Below are 613 nucleotides of genomic sequence, written 5' to 3'. Positions count from 1 at the left end.
TACGTTGGCGCTGTTTTTATCGGGCTGCGTGATTGGCCTACTTTCTTTCTCTCATCTGCTCTCGTGGTTACTACGCAAGTTCCGCGACTTCACGCTGATGTTCTTAACTGGTTTGATGATCGGTACACTACCTAAAATCTGGCCTTGGAAAGAAACCCTAACATGGCGTACGAACTCGAAAGGCGAACAAGTACCGTTACTACAACACAACTTGTCTCCATTTGAATTTGAACACATTACCTCTCAACCATCGCAGTTAGTGATTGCAGTCGTAATGATGCTGGTTGCTATCGCGTTAGTTTTAGGTCTCGAAAAGTTCGCAGACTCTGACAAATAAACCGCGCAGCACATTCATAGAAAACGGAGCCATTGGCTCCGTTTTTGTTTTTAGGGCGTAGAAGAAATCCACCAATTCGGTAGTTCGGCACACGCTCTCAACCTAAGTCCAACTCACAATGAGTCGTTAACTCATTCATCTCAAAATCATTTAGGTATAACGCACAAATTGTCGAGGAGACGCCTTGGCGAGTTACACATATGTGCTACGATGCGGTTAATGTTAAGTGATAAATGCTGAACCTTAATGAAAGTGTTAAAAATTGCCGCCATTGCG

The 613-nt window shown here is 43.9% G+C and carries 1 protein-coding gene; it reads left to right on the top strand.

The annotated features are described in order from the left end of the window. Positions 1–337, top strand: a 337-nt coding sequence (locus R8N47_RS26485) for an undecaprenyl phosphate translocase family protein (protein WP_318186268.1), incomplete at its 5' end; no start/stop codon positions are given. Between the last annotated feature and the right edge of the window lie 276 nt (positions 338–613).

It is taken from the genome of Vibrio sp. 2132-1, from assembly GCF_033344315.1.
This window is presented reverse-complemented; position numbering and strand designations above follow the sequence as displayed.